Source organism: Massilia niabensis (genome assembly GCF_042655085.1).
Taxonomy (GTDB): domain Bacteria; phylum Pseudomonadota; class Gammaproteobacteria; order Burkholderiales; family Burkholderiaceae_D; genus Telluria; species Telluria niabensis.
This window is the reverse complement of record NZ_JBHSMU010000015.1, coordinates 1,390,766-1,407,120: the sequence shown is the minus strand read 5'-3', so window position 1 is coordinate 1,407,120 and position 16,355 is coordinate 1,390,766. Positions and strand designations below refer to the sequence as shown.

The 16,355-nt window shown below is 64.1% G+C and carries 13 protein-coding genes; 3 read left to right on the top strand and 10 right to left on the bottom strand.

Annotated features, from left to right (window positions below):
• Positions 1-86: 86 nt before the first annotated feature.
• The 5 genes from paoC to ACFPN5_RS20705 form a co-directional block, all read right to left on the bottom strand.
• Positions 87-2,351 carry an aldehyde oxidoreductase molybdenum-binding subunit PaoC gene (paoC, locus tag ACFPN5_RS20725; protein WP_379785688.1) on the bottom strand — a complete coding sequence of 755 codons (2,265 nt, stop codon included), beginning with the start codon at positions 2,349-2,351 and terminating at the stop codon, positions 87-89.
• A 3-nt stretch (positions 2,352-2,354) separates the two neighbouring features.
• Positions 2,355-3,308, bottom strand: coding sequence for an FAD binding domain-containing protein (locus tag ACFPN5_RS20720; RefSeq protein ID WP_379785687.1), 954 nt, complete (start codon positions 3,306-3,308; stop codon positions 2,355-2,357).
• Complete coding sequence (paoA, locus tag ACFPN5_RS20715; protein WP_379785686.1) at positions 3,305-3,970, bottom strand: aldehyde dehydrogenase iron-sulfur subunit PaoA; 666 nt, start codon at positions 3,968-3,970, stop codon at positions 3,305-3,307. The genes ACFPN5_RS20720 and paoA overlap by 4 nt, the downstream gene beginning before the upstream one ends.
• A gap of 231 nt (positions 3,971-4,201) precedes the next feature.
• Positions 4,202-4,843: a DVUA0089 family protein gene (locus tag ACFPN5_RS20710; RefSeq protein ID WP_379785685.1), complete on the bottom strand. Its 642-nt coding sequence runs from the start codon at positions 4,841-4,843 to the stop codon at positions 4,202-4,204.
• A 71-nt stretch (positions 4,844-4,914) separates the two neighbouring features.
• Complete coding sequence (locus ACFPN5_RS20705) at positions 4,915-7,023, bottom strand: alpha/beta hydrolase domain-containing protein (RefSeq protein WP_379785684.1); 2,109 nt, start codon at positions 7,021-7,023, stop codon at positions 4,915-4,917.
• Between the two features lie 416 nt (positions 7,024-7,439).
• Here ACFPN5_RS20705 and ACFPN5_RS20700 point away from each other — a divergent pair, with 416 nt between their 5' ends.
• A complete protein-coding gene (locus ACFPN5_RS20700; protein ID WP_379785683.1) occupies positions 7,440-8,288 on the top strand; it encodes a helix-turn-helix domain-containing protein in 849 nt (282 codons plus the stop codon).
• An 87-nt stretch (positions 8,289-8,375) separates the two neighbouring features.
• Here ACFPN5_RS20700 and ACFPN5_RS20695 read toward each other — a convergent pair whose 3' ends face one another.
• The 4 genes from ACFPN5_RS20695 to ACFPN5_RS20680 all read right to left on the bottom strand — a co-directional run bounded on the left by ACFPN5_RS20695 (position 8,376) and on the right by ACFPN5_RS20680 (position 13,874).
• Positions 8,376-8,669, bottom strand: a complete 294-nt coding sequence (locus ACFPN5_RS20695) for a protealysin inhibitor emfourin (RefSeq protein ID WP_379785682.1) — start codon at positions 8,667-8,669, stop codon at positions 8,376-8,378.
• Between the two features lie 35 nt (positions 8,670-8,704).
• Entirely contained in the window at positions 8,705-9,874 is a 1,170-nt protein-coding gene (locus tag ACFPN5_RS20690) for a M4 family metallopeptidase (RefSeq protein ID WP_379785681.1), read from the bottom strand.
• A 382-nt stretch (positions 9,875-10,256) separates the two neighbouring features.
• Positions 10,257-12,878, bottom strand: a complete 2,622-nt coding sequence (clpB, locus tag ACFPN5_RS20685) for an ATP-dependent chaperone ClpB (RefSeq protein ID WP_379785680.1) — start codon at positions 12,876-12,878, stop codon at positions 10,257-10,259.
• Positions 12,879-12,971: 93 nt separating this feature from the next.
• Positions 12,972-13,874: a LysR family transcriptional regulator gene (locus ACFPN5_RS20680; RefSeq protein ID WP_379785679.1), complete on the bottom strand. Its 903-nt coding sequence runs from the start codon at positions 13,872-13,874 to the stop codon at positions 12,972-12,974.
• A 121-nt stretch (positions 13,875-13,995) separates the two neighbouring features.
• On the opposite strand from ACFPN5_RS20680, the gene ACFPN5_RS20675 reads away from it, so the two are divergent.
• A complete protein-coding gene (locus tag ACFPN5_RS20675; protein WP_379785678.1) occupies positions 13,996-14,412 on the top strand; it encodes a tellurite resistance TerB family protein in 417 nt (138 codons plus the stop codon).
• A gap of 4 nt (positions 14,413-14,416) precedes the next feature.
• The gene (locus ACFPN5_RS20670) at positions 14,417-15,406 is read left to right on the top strand and encodes a TerC family protein (protein ID WP_379785677.1); all 990 of its coding nucleotides are present in this window, start codon (positions 14,417-14,419) and stop codon (positions 15,404-15,406) included.
• Here the strand turns inward: ACFPN5_RS20670 and ACFPN5_RS20665 are convergent.
• A complete protein-coding gene (locus ACFPN5_RS20665; RefSeq protein ID WP_379785676.1) occupies positions 15,400-16,332 on the bottom strand; it encodes a LysR family transcriptional regulator in 933 nt (310 codons plus the stop codon). The genes ACFPN5_RS20670 and ACFPN5_RS20665 overlap by 7 nt on opposite strands.
• Between the last annotated feature and the right edge of the window lie 23 nt (positions 16,333-16,355).

Genomic DNA, 16,355 nt, shown 5'->3' with positions numbered 1-16,355 from the left:
GTTGCCGACCGTTGAAAACTGGAGAGCAGCCAGTGTAGACAAAAGCGCGCAAGCCTGCTGGCGCGCCCTGCCTTTCTTCCAGCCTGTTACACCGACAGCGGCATCTTCGTGATCAGCTTGTCCAGGGTAATCGGATAGCTGCGCACCCGCACCCCGGTGGCGTTGTAGACCGCGTTCGCGATTGCCGCCGCCACACCGCAAATGCCCAGCTCGGCAATGCCCTTGGCCTTCATCGGCGACGACATCGGGTCCGTCTCATCGAGGAAAATCACTTCCTGGTGCGGGATGTCGGCATGCACCGGCACCTCGTAGCTCGCCAGGTCGTGGTTCACGAAGAACCCGAGGCGGGCGTCGACGGCGAGCTCTTCCATCAGCGCCGCGCCGACGCCCATCGTCATCGCGCCGATCACCTGGCTGCGCGCGGTCTTCGGATTGAGGATGCGCCCGGCCGCGCACACGGCCAGCATGCGCCGTATGCGCACCTCGCAGGTGACGGCGTCCACCCCTACTTCCACGAAGTGCGCGCCGAAGGTCGACTGCTGGAAACGCTCGCTGATGTCGCCATACTCGATCAGGTCTTCGGCCACGATCTCGCGCTCGCCCACCGCCTGGGCCAGGGGCATGCTCTTGTCGCCGGCACGCACCAGTCCGTCGGCGAAGATGGCGCGCTGCGGGTCGAACCCGGCCTTCTGCGCCACTGCATCGCGCAGTTTCATGCAGGCGGCATACACGCCGGCCGTCGAGTTGTTTCCGCCCCACTGGCCGCCGGAACCGCAGGAGGCGGGGAAGCTCGAGTCGCCCAGGCGCACTTTCACGCGCTCGAGCGGGATGCCCATCATCTCGCTGGCCGTCTGCGCGATGATGGTATAGCTGCCGGTGCCGATGTCGGTCATGTCCGTTTCCACGGTCAGGAAGCCGCGCCGGTCAAGGCGCACGCGCGCCGCCGACTTGGTCAGCATGTTGTCGCGGAAGGCCGACGCCATGCCCATGCCGACCAGCCAGCGGCCGTCACGCACCTGTCCGGGTTTGGCGGAACGCTTGTCCCAGCCAAAGCGCTGTGCGCCGGTCTGCAGGCACTGGATGAACTGGCGCTGCGAGAACGGCGGATGCGGGTTGTGCTTCTTTTTTTCTTCCGGCTTCTTCGACTGCGGGTCGGCCGATGCCGGCTTTTCAGGGTTGTCCGGCACCACCTGCGTGTCGTTCAGAATGCGAAACTGCACCGGGTCGATGCCGAGCTTTTCCGCCATCTCGTCCATCGCGATTTCCAGCGCCGCCATGCCCGGCGCCTCTCCCGGCGCGCGCATGGCGTTCGCTTCCGGCAGGTCCATCACGGCCACCCGGTTCGAGGTCATGCGGTGTTCGCCCGCATATAGCGAGCGGGTCTGGGTCGCCGCGTTCTCCGGGCTGCCTTCGGGGAGGTTGCCGGAAGCGGTGTCGTGGGCGATCGCAGTGATCTTGCCCTCGCGCGTAGCGCCGATGCGGATGCGCTGGATGGTGGCCGAGCGGTGGGTCGTGTTGTTGGGGATCAGCGCGCGCTGCAGGGTCACCTTGACCGGACGCCGCGCGGCCCTGGCGCCGAGTGCGGCCAGCAGGGCATCGGCGCGCGTAAACAGCTTCGAGCCGAAGCCGCCGCCGATATACGGCGACATGACGTGTACCTTCGCTTTAGGGATACCCAGCGTTTTCGCCAGGTCGCCCGCATTCCACGCAATCATCTGGTTCGAGGTCCAGACGGTCAACCGGTCGCCGTCCCAGGCCGCGATGCTCGCGTGCGGCTCCATCATCGAATGCGACTCGTGCGCCGTATGGTATTCCGCGTCGAGTTTGACGGGCGCCGAGGCAAAGGCACCGGTGAAGTTGCCGACCTTGCTTTCAGCCGAACCATCCTTTTTCGGCGCCGCCGCCTTGTTGCGCACGGCATGCAGGTCGAATACGCCGCCTTCGCGTTCGTACTTGATGCGCACCAGGTGGGCGGCGTCGCGCGCCTGCTCGAAGGTCTCGGCCACGACCAGTGCGACCGCCTGGTGGTAGTGCTCGATGCGCGGGCCGCCCAGCAGCAGCGCGGTATTGAAATTACCCTTATTGAGCTTGCCTGCATTGGCCGCGGTGACGATGGCGAGCACCCCGGGCGCGGCTTTGGCCGCCGCCAGGTCCATCGAAACGATGCGCCCCTTCGGGATGGCCGAGCCGATGATGTAACCGTGCGCCTGGTTGGGCACCACGTCGTGCCGGTCCATGGCGTAGGGCGCGGTGCCGGTCGTCTTCAGGGGGCCGTCGATACGGTTGACCGGCTGGCCGACAATTTTCAGCTGGTCGATCGGGTTGGTGGTGGCTGGTTCGTTGAATTTCATGGCTTACCCTTTGTTTGCATCAGCGAGGATCGAGGCAATCGTGCGCTCGACCAGCGGCACCTTGAACGCGTTGTCCTCGGTCGTGCGCGCGCCGGCCAGCAAGGCGGCGGCAAAACCCTGGGCGCCGCGGCCCATCGCAGCCTCGGCCGCCTCGACGCGCCACGGCTTGTGGGCGACGCCGCCGAGCGCCACGCGCCCCGTGCCGCCCGGCTGCACGATGGCGGCCACCGACACCAGCGCAAACGCGTAGGAAGCCCGGTCGCGCACCTTGCGATACACCTGCATGCCTCCCACCGGCGGCGGCAGGGTGACCGCCGTGATCAGCTCGCCCGGTTGCAGGTTGTGGTCGATGTGCGGCGTCTTGCCCGGCAGGCGGTGGAAGTCGGCAATCGGGATGATGCGGGTGGCGCCGCTCGGGTTGACGGTTTCGACCTGGGCATCGAGTACCCGCATGGCAACCGCCATGTCGCTCGGGTGGGTGGCGATGCACATGTCGCTCTGGCCGACAATCGCGTGCAGGCGCGAAAAGCCGCCGATGGCGCCGCAGCCGCTGCCGGGTTTGCGCTTGTTGCAGGGCTGGTTGGTATCGTAGAAATACGGGCAGCGTGTGCGTTGCAGCAGGTTGCCGGCGGTGGTCGCCTGGTTGCGCAACTGGCCCGAGGCGCCGGCCACCAGCGCCCGCGTCAGCACGCCGTAATCGCGGCGCACGCGCGCGTCGCTGGCCAGGTCGGCATTGCGCACCAGGGCGCCGATGCGCAGGCCGCCGTTCGGGGTCGCTTCGATGCGGTCGAGCGCCAGGTCGTTGACGTCAATCAGGTGCGACGGCGTTTCGATCTGCAGCTTCATCAGGTCCAGCAAATTGGTGCCGCCGGCAACGAAACGGGAATTCGGGATGCGTGCGGCCGTCGCGGCGGCCTGCGCCGGCGAGGTGGCGCGTTCGTAGGTGAAGGCCTTCATGCTTTCGCCCCCACAGCAGCCACGCCGGCCACTTCGGCGATCGCTTCCTGGATGTTCGAGTAGGCCCCGCAGCGGCACAGGTTGCCGCTCATGCGCTCGCGGAACTCGATCGGGCTCATTTGCGGCGCGGTGTTCAGGTCGGCCGTCACATGGCTCGGCACGCCCGCGCGCAGCTCTTCCAGCATGCCCACGGCCGAGCAGATCTGCCCCGGGGTGCAGAAGCCGCACTGGAAACCGTCGTGCTTGATGAAGGCGGCCTGCAACGGATGCAGGTTATTCGGGGTGCCGAGTCCCTCGATGGTCGTGATCTCATGGCCTTCCTGCATCACGGCCAGGGTCAGGCAGGAGGTCACGCGGCGGCCGTCGACGATCACGGTACAGGCGCCGCACTGGCCCTGGTCGCAGCCCTTCTTGCTGCCGGTCAGGTGCAGGCGCTCGCGCAGCGCGTCCAGCAGGCTCGTGCGCGGATCGACCATCAGCTGGTGTTCGGCGCCATTCACGCGCAGCCGGATGCTCATGGTGGCCGGGGTGGCCGGGATAGCCGGCTGCGCGACAGCAGCAGCCTCGGCATTGGGGGCCAGCTGGGAGGCGGCGGCGACGCCGCCCACCGCCACGGCGGACGCTTTGAGCAGCTGGCGCCGGTTTGAATCGAAGTCGGGCATCGTTCTTCCTTCAGAGAAATTGGGTCGTATCGGCGTCCACCGGGAGCACAGGCCTGGCGAAACATGCAAATCTGATTGTATGACGTTCGCGATTTGCTTGTTTTTTCCGAAACACTCCAGTGCGCCCCAAAACGGTGCAGGCTTCCCCGGTTCAACAGGCAAGCGGCAGATGTCGCGCAACAAAAAGGGCGCATCACTGCGCCCTTCTCTGACCTCGCTGTGAATGCCGGCTTATTTCGCCGGCTCCCCGGCCCCCTTGGTCGAGACCCTCTGCAAACGCCGGCGCCCCAGCAATGCGAATACGCCGGCACTCGTCAACAGCCAGGTCGCGGGCTCGGGGATCGGCGCCATGGCCACGTTGATCGTATAGTCGCCAATGCCTCCCGTCCCGCCCCAGGCTGTAACGATCCCCGGGTTCAGCGGGGCTAGAAGCATGCCGCGCATATCGCCAAAGATCGGCAAGTTCCGCCCTTCCAGGGGACGGCGCTCCCAGGAGCTCACTGCCAGGTAGTAAGCCCCGGAAGCGAGCGGAACTGTGAGCTGCGCATCGAGCGACGTACCCATATCGTCATTCGCCCACAAGCCCGCTCCCGCGGAATTAAACAGGAACAGTTGCGAATCGATTGTGCTCGTCGCTGCGGTCAGGAACGACAAGGTCGCAGGTGATGCCAGGTTGAGCTGGAACATATCGACGTCCAGGGCAGACTCGATCCTTCCCGTGATGCTGGTGATGGAACCGATGTCCCCCATGATTTGGGCATCGGAAGGCAAGGCTCCTGCATCGCCGCTTTCCGGAACGGGAGCCGCAAGCGCCACGGATCCGAGAGTCGACACAGCGAGGCCAAGAAGGCCCTTCAGCAGCTTGTTAAACATGATGATTCCTCCGCGAATGTTGGCAAACTGATTTCGTTAAAGCCTGGACCGCATGGCGGCTCGAGCGGACGTCATTTCAGGACGTTGCTCTCCTCGGCGGCGCGGATGAACTTGTCGGCATCCTGTTTCATCAGGAAGCGCTCCCTGACGAGTTCCTTGCCTGCGCGCCGCACCGCGTTGACGAAGCCGGCGTGACTGCCGTAGCGCTCTTCCAGGGACGGGCGGGAATCGCCCGCTGCCAACCGCTCGGCCCGGGTGCGGGCAAACGGCCGGTAACTGCCGGCCAGGCCGCACAGGTTCGGCGCGCGCGCGGCGCGGATGTTCCATCCGACATTGGTACCCAGCGGCGCCCGGGTGTACATCGTGTGGATGCCGGCAGCACCGGCTCCGTCCCCGGGCCTGGGCTTGGGAACCAGGGCCTGGTATTGCGGGCCCAGGCGCGGAGGCAGGACCGTCCGGTTGCCGCCGGTTGGCCCGAACAGGGGACCGAAGTCCAGTACGTTGACCTGGTTCATGACCGTCGGCGCTTCCATACCGGGGATGGTGGGGAACAAGGATTGATATTGCTGCACCGTCACCAGGTCTGCCTTGGTCGGGTAATTGCTGGGCGGAGGCGGAATGCCGCGATCGGCCCAGTCGTCCATGACCTGGACGAGCGCTCTCGGGGTCATGCCAACGGAAGCGATGCCCTGCGAATTGTGCCTGCAGATCCCCGCCGGGCCGGCCGGGGCAAGCAGCCCCGAAGCGCCGATGTGCCCGAAGCCGTTCTGGAAGTAGAGCCGGACCTTGTCAGGCACCGGCACCGGCGTGCCTGCAGAATTGACCACATTGAGCGACGCCTTCCATTGCCAGAAGACGAGTTCCTCGTCGATTTGCATGACCAGCGGATCGGTTGCGGGCCGTTTCAGCAGCCCATCGGTGACGCCGGTGACAGGATCGGTCGTCACGGCGAACGTAAATGGCACGATCGCGTTCGACGTATAGTCCTGGTGCTGGTCCTGGCCCGAAAAGAAGGTCGGGTGGGCGAACTGGACGTTGGCAAACAGCCGGTAGCTTGCCGCCGAGTAAATGGTTACGCCATCGAACACTTTGCGGCGCGCTTCGTCTTCGTTGAAGCCGAGGTAGAGGAATTCGCGCTGGTACATGCCGGTCGAGGACGTTCCTGACGAGTAAGCGCGCACGATGCCGGTACCGCTACCCGGGCGGCCCGTCGCCAGCGGATTCCGGTTGCCGGCCTGGTCGGTCATCGAATAGCGCAGGAAGGAGCCGATGTCGCGCGGCACGGCGTACGCCAGTCCCATGACGATGGGATCCCTGGCAGTGTAGATGAGCTCGTATATCTTGTTCGGTGCAAAGCCGTCGAACAGGCAAATGTCGGTGGCCGTCTGCACCAGGCTCGGCCGCCCTGCCGCGCAGCGTCCAAACGCCCAGCGGTTCGCTGCAATCGACACCTTCGGCGCATCGGCGCGATCCCGTACCGTGAGCGTGGCGTTCGCCGTGTTCAGGTCAGCGGCCGGGTAAGCACGCCATTGACCGGCGAAGGGCTGCGGAAGCGGTTGCGTGTAGGTGGCCGCGTCAAGCTGATACTCCAGACGGAGAGGTCCGGTAATCGGGCTGCCGTCGGGATTGACCGCTACCGGGAAATTTGGGTAGAGCTGCTCCCGGTCGGGATCGGGAATGCCATCACCCTGCCAGCCGGCGTCGACAATAACGAATCCCTTCTGCAACAGTGGGTTGTCTGGACCGATCTCCTCAGCCGACAGCCGGTTGCAGTTCCCGCCGCCCCCGGCCGGAGTCGGGAACGCGCGGCCGAAACTGACCTCGATGCAGTTGCCGCGGTTGTTCAGGCCGACCCAGAGCTTGTGGTTACTGCGATTCATGTCGACCGGCTTGAGCATGACGAACGGGGTTGAAAACTCGACCATGCCGCGGCTATTGCGGGGCGCTTTGTCGATGTTAAAAATCACCGCGTTCAATGGATCCACGGGGTCGACTTCCATATATGCCGTTCCGCGCAAGCGCTCGTAAGGGCCGGCCTTACCCCAATTCATGCCGCCGGCGACCAGCGCATGGTCGTTCACGACAAAGCGGGTGACGTGGGCAGCGCTTGGAGCGGGAAGCGCCACCAGGGCCGCTGCGGCGGCCCCACTGGCAAGTAGCGAGGTCATAAACCTTTTCATGGCACGAGTCTCCTGGATGATGTGGCCGACGATAACCGGTTCACCTCCCGCGTCGTGCGGGTCGATGATGGGCGCTCGGCGCGCGCCGCTTTTTGCAAGATGGTTTCCCGATACTGATGTCTTTCCACCCACGCGGCTTTCATGAAACACGCGTGATTTCATAAAAACGTCCTGTTATCCGGGATTTTCGAATGGCGACCGGACAGCGGAAGGGTTTTGTTACGGTGGGGACAGAGGCGGCAAAAAAGAATGCTCGGACGATGGCGTATGCGTAGCGCCACTGATCGGTACTGCAGCCAGTTCTGTTGATTTGGCTCTAAGGTAATCGCTGCCACTACCCATTACGATTTGACGAGCACACTTGCTTTTGCCTGACCCGTGTCCAGTCCGCTCACAGACTCGCCGACGGAGACAAGATGAACACCGATCGCGCTATCCAGCTGCTGATGTCACCCCTTCCTGATGCGGGAGGCACGCCATGGGGTGGGCTACCCGTCAAGTCCTTCTCCGTAAGCTCGGGATTTCAGTCAAGACTGGCCTGTCCATCGATGCATCTTCTTTTGTATCTGAAGGGCAGTCCAAAGGTGAGCTGGAGCAATGGCAAGCAAACCTTCCGAAGAAACTGGAAATACGGCGACTACAGCTTTGTCGGCAAGGATCTCGAGATTCGCAATGTCAGCGTGGACGGCGACCACGAAGGCTTGGCAATTCAAATTCCCTTCGAGGAAATGGATCGGAGGATGCAAAATTTTTCTTCACTGCCACTGCATCTCTATGGAGAGGACCCGCAACTGTTCAACATGGCGCTTTCCATCAAAGACGAGATCGGCAGAGGCTGCCCATGTGGCAAAATTTTTGCTGAGTCGATATCGCTCGCATTACTGACTTATTTTTACGGCAATCACTGTACTGAACAGCCGCATGGGCGGGGGCGAAGCGGTGGATTTCCCCCAGCCAGGCTGAGGCTGATAGAAGAATACATTGGCGCCAATCTTGGCAACAACATATCGCTGCTCGAACTGGCGGCGCTCGCCCGCCTGAGTCCGAGCCGGTTTTCCCGCATCTTCAGCAAGGCGACCGGCATGCCCCCTCATCGCTATGTGATGCATGCGCGCGTCGAGCGGGCAAAGACCATCCTGAAATCGTCTGACCGATCCGTCACGGATGTGGCGCTCGAACTGGGGTTTGCCAGTCCCAGCCATTTCAGTTTTGCGTTCCGCAAATCAACCGGAACCTCGCCTCGGGAATTTGCGCAGCACCGGTAAATAGCGTGGCGCAAAAAAGGGGCGCATCGCTGCGCCCCTCCAGGCCCTTCCTCGATCTGCGCTAGCGCGCCGCGCCGTCTTGACCTGTCAGGCGCCCCCGGCCTTGCCGGAACCCCTGACCCGCTGCACCAGCTCGGAGAACTCGGCCGTGGCCGACCCGTCCGTACCGCGCACCTCCTGCATGCCCTCGTCGCCGTCAATGACCAGCGTATAGCTCATCCCGTCGGGATGCGGCGGCGCCGGCGGGCTGGACTGCGCAGATACTGCACGGGCCAGCCCTTCCACTTCGTCGCGGTCCTGGTCCAGGTCCGCGGTATCGAGGACTACCGGCGGGCGCGTGACCGGGGCCAATCCACCGTACTGCTTCAGGGTAATCTTCATCGGTATGAATAGCGGTAAAGGGTTAGTCATAGGCGTCAGTGAACGTGCCCGGACGATTGCTTGAGGGCCTCGATATCGTCCCGCAGGCTGCCGATTTGCCGGGTCAGCCGCTCGATGGACGTCGCCAGGTCCTCGTTCGACCGTTCCCGCGCGGCCGCTGTCCTGCCTGTCAGGATTTTCTCCTTCTTGCCGACCCTGATGCCGACCTCGTCCCAGGCGGCCTGGAGGGCTTGCTGCGTCGAGGTGTCGAAATTTTCGCCGGCGATGGCATAGGTGGTGTTCGCAAACAGGTCGAAGTTGGTGTCCTTCTTGCTGCGTTGCAGGGCCTCGTACCAGACCTGGCCGGCCGTCTCCCAGGCGACACCGCCGATCGAGCTGGCAAACAGGTAGAAGGCATGGTTCGGAATGCCGGAATTGATGTGGACGCCGCCCATGTCGCCTTCTGGCGTTTCCGGCAGCAGCTTGTAATCGCGCATGTGCCCCGGCTGCGGGTCCTTGCCGATCAGGGGATCGTTATAGGCGCTGCCCGGATTTTTCATGGAACGCAAGGCGTCGCCGTGGATGTCCGGGGTCCAGCATTCGGTACCGACCAGCCAGTCGGCCTGGGCGGCAGTCTGCGACAGCGACCACTGCTTGACGAGCGAGCCGAATACGTCCGAGACCGATTCGTTCAGCGCCCCGGACTGGCCGCGGTATTCGAGATTGGCGGTGTACTGGGTGACCCCATGGGTCAGCTCGTGGCCGATGACGTCGAGCGACTGCGTCAGCCTCGAGAACAGGACGCCGTCGCCGTCACCAAAAATCATCCTGCGGCCATCCCACATTGCGTTCGGATACTTCTCGCCGTAATGCACATAGCTGTCGAGCCGCATCCCGGCGTTATCGATCGAGTTACGATGAAAAATCTGGCTGTAGAAATCGTAGGTGGTTCCGACGCCGTCGAAGGCCTCGATGGCGGCGATATCGCCATTGCTGCGGTCCGATTCGCGCCGGACCAGGACCGCATTGCGGGTAGTCGGTTTGTTGCGGCAGTCGAAAATCATGCGCTGCTTGCCGGCGCCGGACACCGGTGCGATGAAGCCGAGCCGGGCGACGAAGCGCCGGTCGGCGCGTAGTGCGGTTGCCGAAAGCAGTGCCTTGAGCGCCATGTCGCGCTGGTCCGGCGAACCCTTGTCCAGCAAGTTCTTCAGGATGTAAGGCGGCATGATGCAGTGAATAGAGCAGCGGTGTTCCATCTCATCCCCCTGTTTCCCGGCCCCGGCCGTCTTCATGGAAGAACCGGCAGCCGGTCTTGTTATTGACAGTATCCGGACCTGGCATGCGTGTTTTCTTCCCTCCTGCCTCGATGGAATGTTCGTGTCGAAAGAAGCTCGACCGGTAGAGGGAAGACGCCAACCAGTATGATTAATCTAGGCAGGCGGCATGCGGCCAGCAAGGACAAGTCAGAAACAAGTCGGACCCCTTTGATCCCTGTCAAAGCAGACGATCGCGGGGCGGGCCCTGCAATCGAAGAGGACGAAAAAAGGGCGCATCGCTGCGCCCTTCATCCCTGCAAGCTTGTCGGACAGGCCGCTTATTTCGCCAGCCTTATTTCGCCAGCTCGACCTGCTGGGTTTCGCCAAACACCAGCTGCCCGGCCCGCACGCGCACGGGAATCGTGTCCTTCGGCCCGAAGCGGCCCGAGAGGATCGCTTTCGACAGCGGATTTTCGATCTGCTGCTGGATCGCGCGCTTGAGTGGCCGCGCGCCATACACCGGATCGAAACCGGCCTCGGCTATTCTTTGCAGCGCTTCTTCGTCGATGTCGAGCGTCATCTCCATCTTCGCGAGGCGCTCTTCCAGGCTGCGCAGCTGGATGCGGGCGATCGCGCCGATGTTCTTCTCGTCGAGCGCATGGAAGACGACGATGTCGTCGATGCGGTTGATGAACTCGGGACGGAAGTGGCCGCGCACCTCGGCCATCACGGCCAGCTTCACCACCGCCGGCTCGTCGGTGTCCATCGACTGGATCTTGTGCGAACCCAGGTTCGAGGTCATCACGATCACCGTGTTCTTGAAGTCCACGGTGCGGCCCTGGCCATCGGTCATGCGGCCATCGTCCAGCACCTGCAGCAGCACGTTGAACACGTCCTGGTGCGCCTTCTCGATTTCGTCGAGCAGGATCACGCTGTAGGGCTTGCGGCGCACGGCTTCCGTCAGGTAACCGCCCTCCTCGTAGCCGACATAGCCCGGCGGCGCGCCGATCAGCCTTGCCACCGAATGCTTCTCCATGAATTCGCTCATGTCGATGCGGATCATCGACTCCTCGGTATCAAACAGGAAGGCGGCCAGCGCCTTGCACAGCTCGGTTTTGCCGACGCCGGTCGGGCCGAGGAACATGAAGGAACCATAGGGGCGGTTCGGGTCGGACAGGCCAGCGCGCGAACGGCGGATCGCGTCCGACACCGCCTCGATCGCCTCGTCCTGGCCGACCACGCGCTCATGCAGCTTTTCCTCGATGTGCAGCAGCTTGTCGCGCTCGCCCTGCATCATGCGCGATACCGGAATACCGGTCGCGCGCGAGACCACTTCGGCGATTTCCTCGGCGCCGACCTGGGTGCGCAGCAGCTTGGGCTTGGCATTCGCATCGGGCCCGTCATCGCTGCGTGATGCCGCCTCCTCGGCCTGCTTGAGCTGCGCTTCGAGCTGCGGCAGCTGCCCGTATTGCAGTTCCGACACCACCTGCCAGTTGCTCTGGCGCTTGGCTTCCTCCATCTGGTAGCGGATGCGCTCGATCTCTTCCTTGATGTGGGTGGTGCCCTGCACCGCGGCCTTTTCCGCCTTCAGGATTTCCTCGAAATCGTTGTACTCGCGCTCGAGGCGGGCGATTTCCTCGCCGATCAGCTCCATGCGGCGCTGCGAGGCTTCGTCGGTCTCCCTGCGCACGGCTTCGCGCTCGATTTTCAGCTGGATCAGGCGGCGTTCGAGCTTGTCCATCACTTCCGGCTTGGAGTCGATCTCGATCTTGATCTTCGAGGCCGCCTCGTCGATCAGGTCGATCGCCTTGTCCGGCAGGAAGCGGTCGCTGATGTAGCGGTGCGACAGCTCGGCGGCGGCGATGATCGCCGGGTCGGTGATCTCGACCTTGTGGTGCAGCTCGTATTTCTCCTGCAGGCCGCGCAGGATGGCGATCGTCGCCTCCACGCTTGGCTCGTCGACGATGATCTTCTGGAAGCGGCGCTCGAGCGCGGCGTCCTTCTCGACGTACTTGCGGTACTCGTCGAGCGTGGTCGCGCCGACGCAATGCAGCTCGCCGCGCGCCAGCGCGGGTTTCAGCATATTGCCGGCGTCCATCGCGCCTTCGGCCTTGCCGGCGCCGACCATCGTGTGGATCTCGTCGATGAAGACAATGGTCTGCCCCTCGTCCTGGGCCAATTCCTTCAGCACGGATTTCAGGCGCTCCTCGAATTCGCCGCGGTACTTGGCGCCGGCCAGCAAGGCGGCCATGTCGAGCGAGAGCACGCGCTTGCCCTTCAGGGAATCGGGCACCTCGCCATTGACGATGCGCTGGGCCAGGCCCTCGACGATCGCCGTCTTGCCCACGCCCGGCTCGCCGATCAGCACCGGGTTGTTCTTGGTGCGGCGCTGCAGCACCTGGATCGCGCGGCGGATTTCGTCGTCGCGGCCGATCACGGGGTCGAGCTTGCCCATGCGGGCGCGTTCGGTCAGGTCGAGCGTGTATTTTTTCAGGGCCTCGCGCTGGCCTTCGGCGTCCTGCGAATTGACATTCTCGCCGCCGCGCACGGCGGAAATCGCCGATTCAAGCGACTTGCGCGCCAGGCCATGCTCGCGCGCCAGGCGGCCGGCGTCGGACTTGTCCTCGGTCAGCGCCAGCAGGATCATTTCGGAGGACAGGAACTGGTCGCCGCGCTTTTGCGATTCGCGATCGGCCAGGTTCAGCAAGGACACCAGCTCGCGCCCGACCTGGGTCTCGCCACCGGTGCCGGACACCTTCGGCAGGCGCTCCAGCCCACTCTTCAATGCATTCGTCAAACCGCCGACATTCACGCCGGCGCGCTGCAGCAGCGAGCGGGCGCCGCCGTCGTCCTGGTTCAACAGGGCGACCAGCAGGTGGACCGGTTCGATGTACTGGTTATCGTTGCCGACCGCCAGGCTCTGGGCGTCCGCCAGCGCTTCCTGGAGCTTGGTCGTCAATTTGTCTTGCCGCATATTGTGCTCCCTAGTGAGTGTTCATAACTAGGAAACAACATTGGGATGCGCCCGCGCTTTTCAAGATCCTCCCGCGCTACGGTAATCTTTATCCTACGCAGCCGTCACCGGCGTGAAGACCGTGGCGGCGTTCTCGAGGATGCGCCTGACCGCGGGATGGTCGAGCTGGCGTTCAACGGTCAGGGCATAGAACTGCTCGGCGATGGAGGCGATCGAACCGGCCGCCTCCAGCCCGTATTCCTCCTGGACGGCGGCGGCAACCGCGCTGGGCGCGACCATGAAGCCGGCGCCGGCGCGCGCGAACGCCTTGAGCAGCGCGCCATCGTCGAATTCGCCGACGACGATCGGGCGCAGGGCATGCTCCTCGAACCAGCCCTGCAGCTGGGTGCGCACCGCCGCATCGGGTCCGGGCAGCAGGAATGGCGCCTCGCGCAGGCAGCCAGGAAAAGCGCCGCTCCAGGCCCGGCACAGTCGCGGGTGGCCAAGCACGGTCAAGCTGCTCGTGCCCAACAGGTGCGTGTAGCCGCGGATCGCGCCGCCCGGCGCCAGGCCGCGGTCGGCCAGGACGAGGTCGAGCCGGTGCGCGGCCAGTTCGCCCATCAGCGCATCGAAATGGCCTTCGCGGCAAATCAGGCGCATCGCCATCCCGGCTTCGCGCGCCGGTTGCAGCAGGCGAAAGGCAATCGTCTTCGGGACGATGTCGCAAATGCCGACCCGCAGCGTTTCCGGCACGGGGGCGCCGCCGCGCCGCATGGTTTGCTCGAGCTCGTTGCCGAGATCAAAAATGCGCTCGGAGTATTGCAGCGCGACCTTGCCCGCATCGGTCAGTTCCAGCCCGCGTCCTTTCTTGCGAAACAGCGGCGCTCTGAACTGTTCTTCCAGCAGCCCCAGCTGTGTGCTGATCGCCTGTGCTGTTACGTGCAACTGCTGCGCGGCCCGTGCGATCGAGCCGCCGACCGCGACGGCATGGAAATACTGCAGGTGCTTGTAATTCATCGCCCGACAGCTCAAGAAAAGTTGAGATTCACTAAAGAATAATCGATTTTTATTTTCTGTCGCAGGCGCTTAAGCTGCAACGCATCCACAACCAGCATTTACCACCACTAGCGAGGACCGCATGAAAACTTACCCAACCGACAGCCAGGAAGCCGTCTGCCGCCTGCTGGCGCTGTCGATGATCGTCGACGGCCACCTGGCTCCTGCCGAGGTCAAAGCCATGGAGCATGCCGCCATCCTGGAACGGGTAGGCGCCGACGCGGACGGCTTCGACGCCGTCGTCCATGCGCTGTGCGAAGACCTGCTGGCCACCGCGCGCTGCCGGGCCGGTTGCGAAGTCGAACTCGACAAGCGCCTGATCGACAGCCTGCTCGACGAGGTGGCCGATCCTTTGCTGCGCATGTGCACGCTCAAGGCCATGCTCGACATCGTCCACGCCGACCGCCTGATCGACGGCCGCGAGCACCTGCTGCTGCAGCGCGCCCTGAAGAAATGGTCGACGCCGGCACACGAGCGCCTGCCTGTGCCGGAGGGCTGATGCCATGGACTTCCTGAACATCGTCTGGCTGGGTGCGCCAGCCTGGATGTGGCTGGTGTTCGTCACCGTCGTCGTGCTGCTGCTGGCCTTCGACCTGGGTATCCTGAACCGGGACGACCACGTCATCGGCGTGCGCGAGAGCCTGAAACTCTCTGGCATGTACCTGGCCGCGGGCCTGGCCTTTGGCCTCTGGGTCTGGCACGGCTTCGGCAGCGAGAAGGCGCTGCACTTCTATACCGGCTTCCTGATCGAAAAGAGCCTGTCGCTCGATAATATTTTCGTGATCTCGCTGATCTTCGCCACCCTGGCGATTCCGCCCGCATACCAGCACCGCGTGCTGTTCTGGGGCATCCTGGGGGTGATCGTCACGCGCGGCATCATGATCGGCGCCGGCTCCGCCCTGGTGGCCAGCTATTACTGGGTGCTGTACGTGTTCGGCGCCATCCTGATCGCCACGGGCATCAAGATGTTCTTCGCCACGGAGAACCCGAACCAGGTGCGCGACAGTGCGGTGCTGGCCTGGCTGCGGCGCCACCTGCGCGTGACCGACCGGGTGCACGGGAATGCCTTCCTGGTCCGCCTGCCGGCGCCGGGTGTGGCGGGAGTGCCGGGCCGCGCGGTGTGGCACGCGACGCCGCTCTTCCTTGCCCTGTGCATGGTCGAGATCACGGACATCATCTTTGCAGTCGACAGCGTGCCGGCGATCTTCGCGATTACCAGCGACCCGTTCATCGTCTACACCTCGAACATCTTCGCGGTGCTGGGCCTGCGTGCGCTGTATTTCGCCCTGGCCGACGTGGTGCAGCGCTTCCGCTACCTGAAGTATTCGCTGGCGGCGGTGCTGGTCTTCATCGGCTCGAAGATCTTCCTGGGTGACTTCCTGTTCGACGGCAAGGTGCCGGCCGGTCTGTCGCTGGGCGTGACGGCCGGCCTGATCGCGGCGGGGATCGGGTACTCGCTATGGCGCAGCAGGACGGAGGCTGTCCATCAATAAGGACTGGCAGGGAGCGGCCGGCAGTGCGATGCCACCTCGCGCCGCTCCTGGTTCAACAAGGCGACAAAGCGCGCCGCCGCCGTCCCCAGCGGGCGCTCGGCGCTCCACACCACGTCCACAAAAAAGCGCAGGACGTTCGTCAGATTATCAAGGGGCATTTCCACCAGTTCCCCCTGCTGCAAGGGTGCCTGGACAAAACCCGCGGGAAGCCAGGCCCAGCCCAGGCCCGCCTTGACGAGCGCCAGCGCCGCTGCCGGACTGTCCGTCTTCCACTGCAGGCGCGAGATGGCGATGCGTTTGTCGACCTGGTCGATATCGCGCCCTGCCACGACGATCTGGCGTTCTTGCAGCAAATCCGCGTCGCGCACGGGACGGCGCCCGCCGGCAAGCATGGCGTGCCCGGGCGCCACGACCGCCACCAGGCGCTCCTCGCCCACCTCCTGGAAGGCCTCATGCGCGCCGACGCCGTAGCGCTCGAACACCAGCGCCAGGTCGGCGCGTCCGCTGTGCAGCATGCCGAGCGCATCGGCCTGGGGCGCGGTCAGCACCTCCACCGTGAGGCCGGGGTGTTCGATCGCCAGCGTTGCCAGGGCTGCGCTCCAGGGCCTGGCTGCCAGCAGCTCGGGCAGCAAGGCGATGGTGAGCGAGGTTTCCAGTCCCTGTGTCAGCGACAGCGCGTGAATATTAAGCCGGTGCAGCTGCTCGGCCAGCAGCCTTGCCTGAGGCAGCAAGGCCAGCGCCTGTGCCGTCGGCTTTGGCTCGCGGCTGCTGCGGTCGAACAGCTGCAGGTCGAGTTCCGCTTCCAGGTTGGCGATTGCCATGCTGACCGCCGAGGGAACGCGGCGCAGGCTGCGCGCGGCCGCCGAGAAGGAGCCATGGTCGATGGCGGCCAGGAAGGCATTCATATTGTCGAGGTCGAACGCCATATGTCAATTTCACTGATAGAAAC

Excerpts from the sequence above, each read along its gene's own strand:
- ACFPN5_RS20680 (WP_379785679.1), bottom strand. The coding sequence starts at position 13,874 with ATGAATTACAAGCACCTGCAGTATTTCCATGCCGTCGCGGTCGGCGGC.
- ACFPN5_RS20690 (WP_379785681.1), bottom strand. The coding sequence starts at position 9,874 with ATGCCGCCTTACATCCTGAAGAACTTGCTGGACAAGGGTTCGCCGGAC.
- paoC (WP_379785688.1), bottom strand. The coding sequence starts at position 2,351 with ATGAAATTCAACGAACCAGCCACCACCAACCCGATCGACCAGCTGAAA.
- ACFPN5_RS20665 (WP_379785676.1), bottom strand. The coding sequence starts at position 16,332 with ATGGCGTTCGACCTCGACAATATGAATGCCTTCCTGGCCGCCATCGAC.
- ACFPN5_RS20695 (WP_379785682.1), bottom strand. The coding sequence starts at position 8,669 with ATGAAGATTACCCTGAAGCAGTACGGTGGATTGGCCCCGGTCACGCGC.
- ACFPN5_RS20670 (WP_379785677.1), top strand. The coding sequence starts at position 14,417 with ATGGACTTCCTGAACATCGTCTGGCTGGGTGCGCCAGCCTGGATGTGG.
- ACFPN5_RS20700 (WP_379785683.1), top strand. The coding sequence starts at position 7,440 with ATGAACACCGATCGCGCTATCCAGCTGCTGATGTCACCCCTTCCTGAT.
- ACFPN5_RS20675 (WP_379785678.1), top strand. The coding sequence starts at position 13,996 with ATGAAAACTTACCCAACCGACAGCCAGGAAGCCGTCTGCCGCCTGCTG.
- ACFPN5_RS20720 (WP_379785687.1), bottom strand. The coding sequence starts at position 3,308 with ATGAAGGCCTTCACCTACGAACGCGCCACCTCGCCGGCGCAGGCCGCC.
- ACFPN5_RS20705 (WP_379785684.1), bottom strand. The coding sequence starts at position 7,023 with ATGAAAAGGTTTATGACCTCGCTACTTGCCAGTGGGGCCGCCGCAGCG.
- paoA (WP_379785686.1), bottom strand. The coding sequence starts at position 3,970 with ATGCCCGACTTCGATTCAAACCGGCGCCAGCTGCTCAAAGCGTCCGCC.
- clpB (WP_379785680.1), bottom strand. The coding sequence starts at position 12,878 with ATGCGGCAAGACAAATTGACGACCAAGCTCCAGGAAGCGCTGGCGGAC.
- ACFPN5_RS20710 (WP_379785685.1), bottom strand. The coding sequence starts at position 4,843 with ATGTTTAACAAGCTGCTGAAGGGCCTTCTTGGCCTCGCTGTGTCGACT.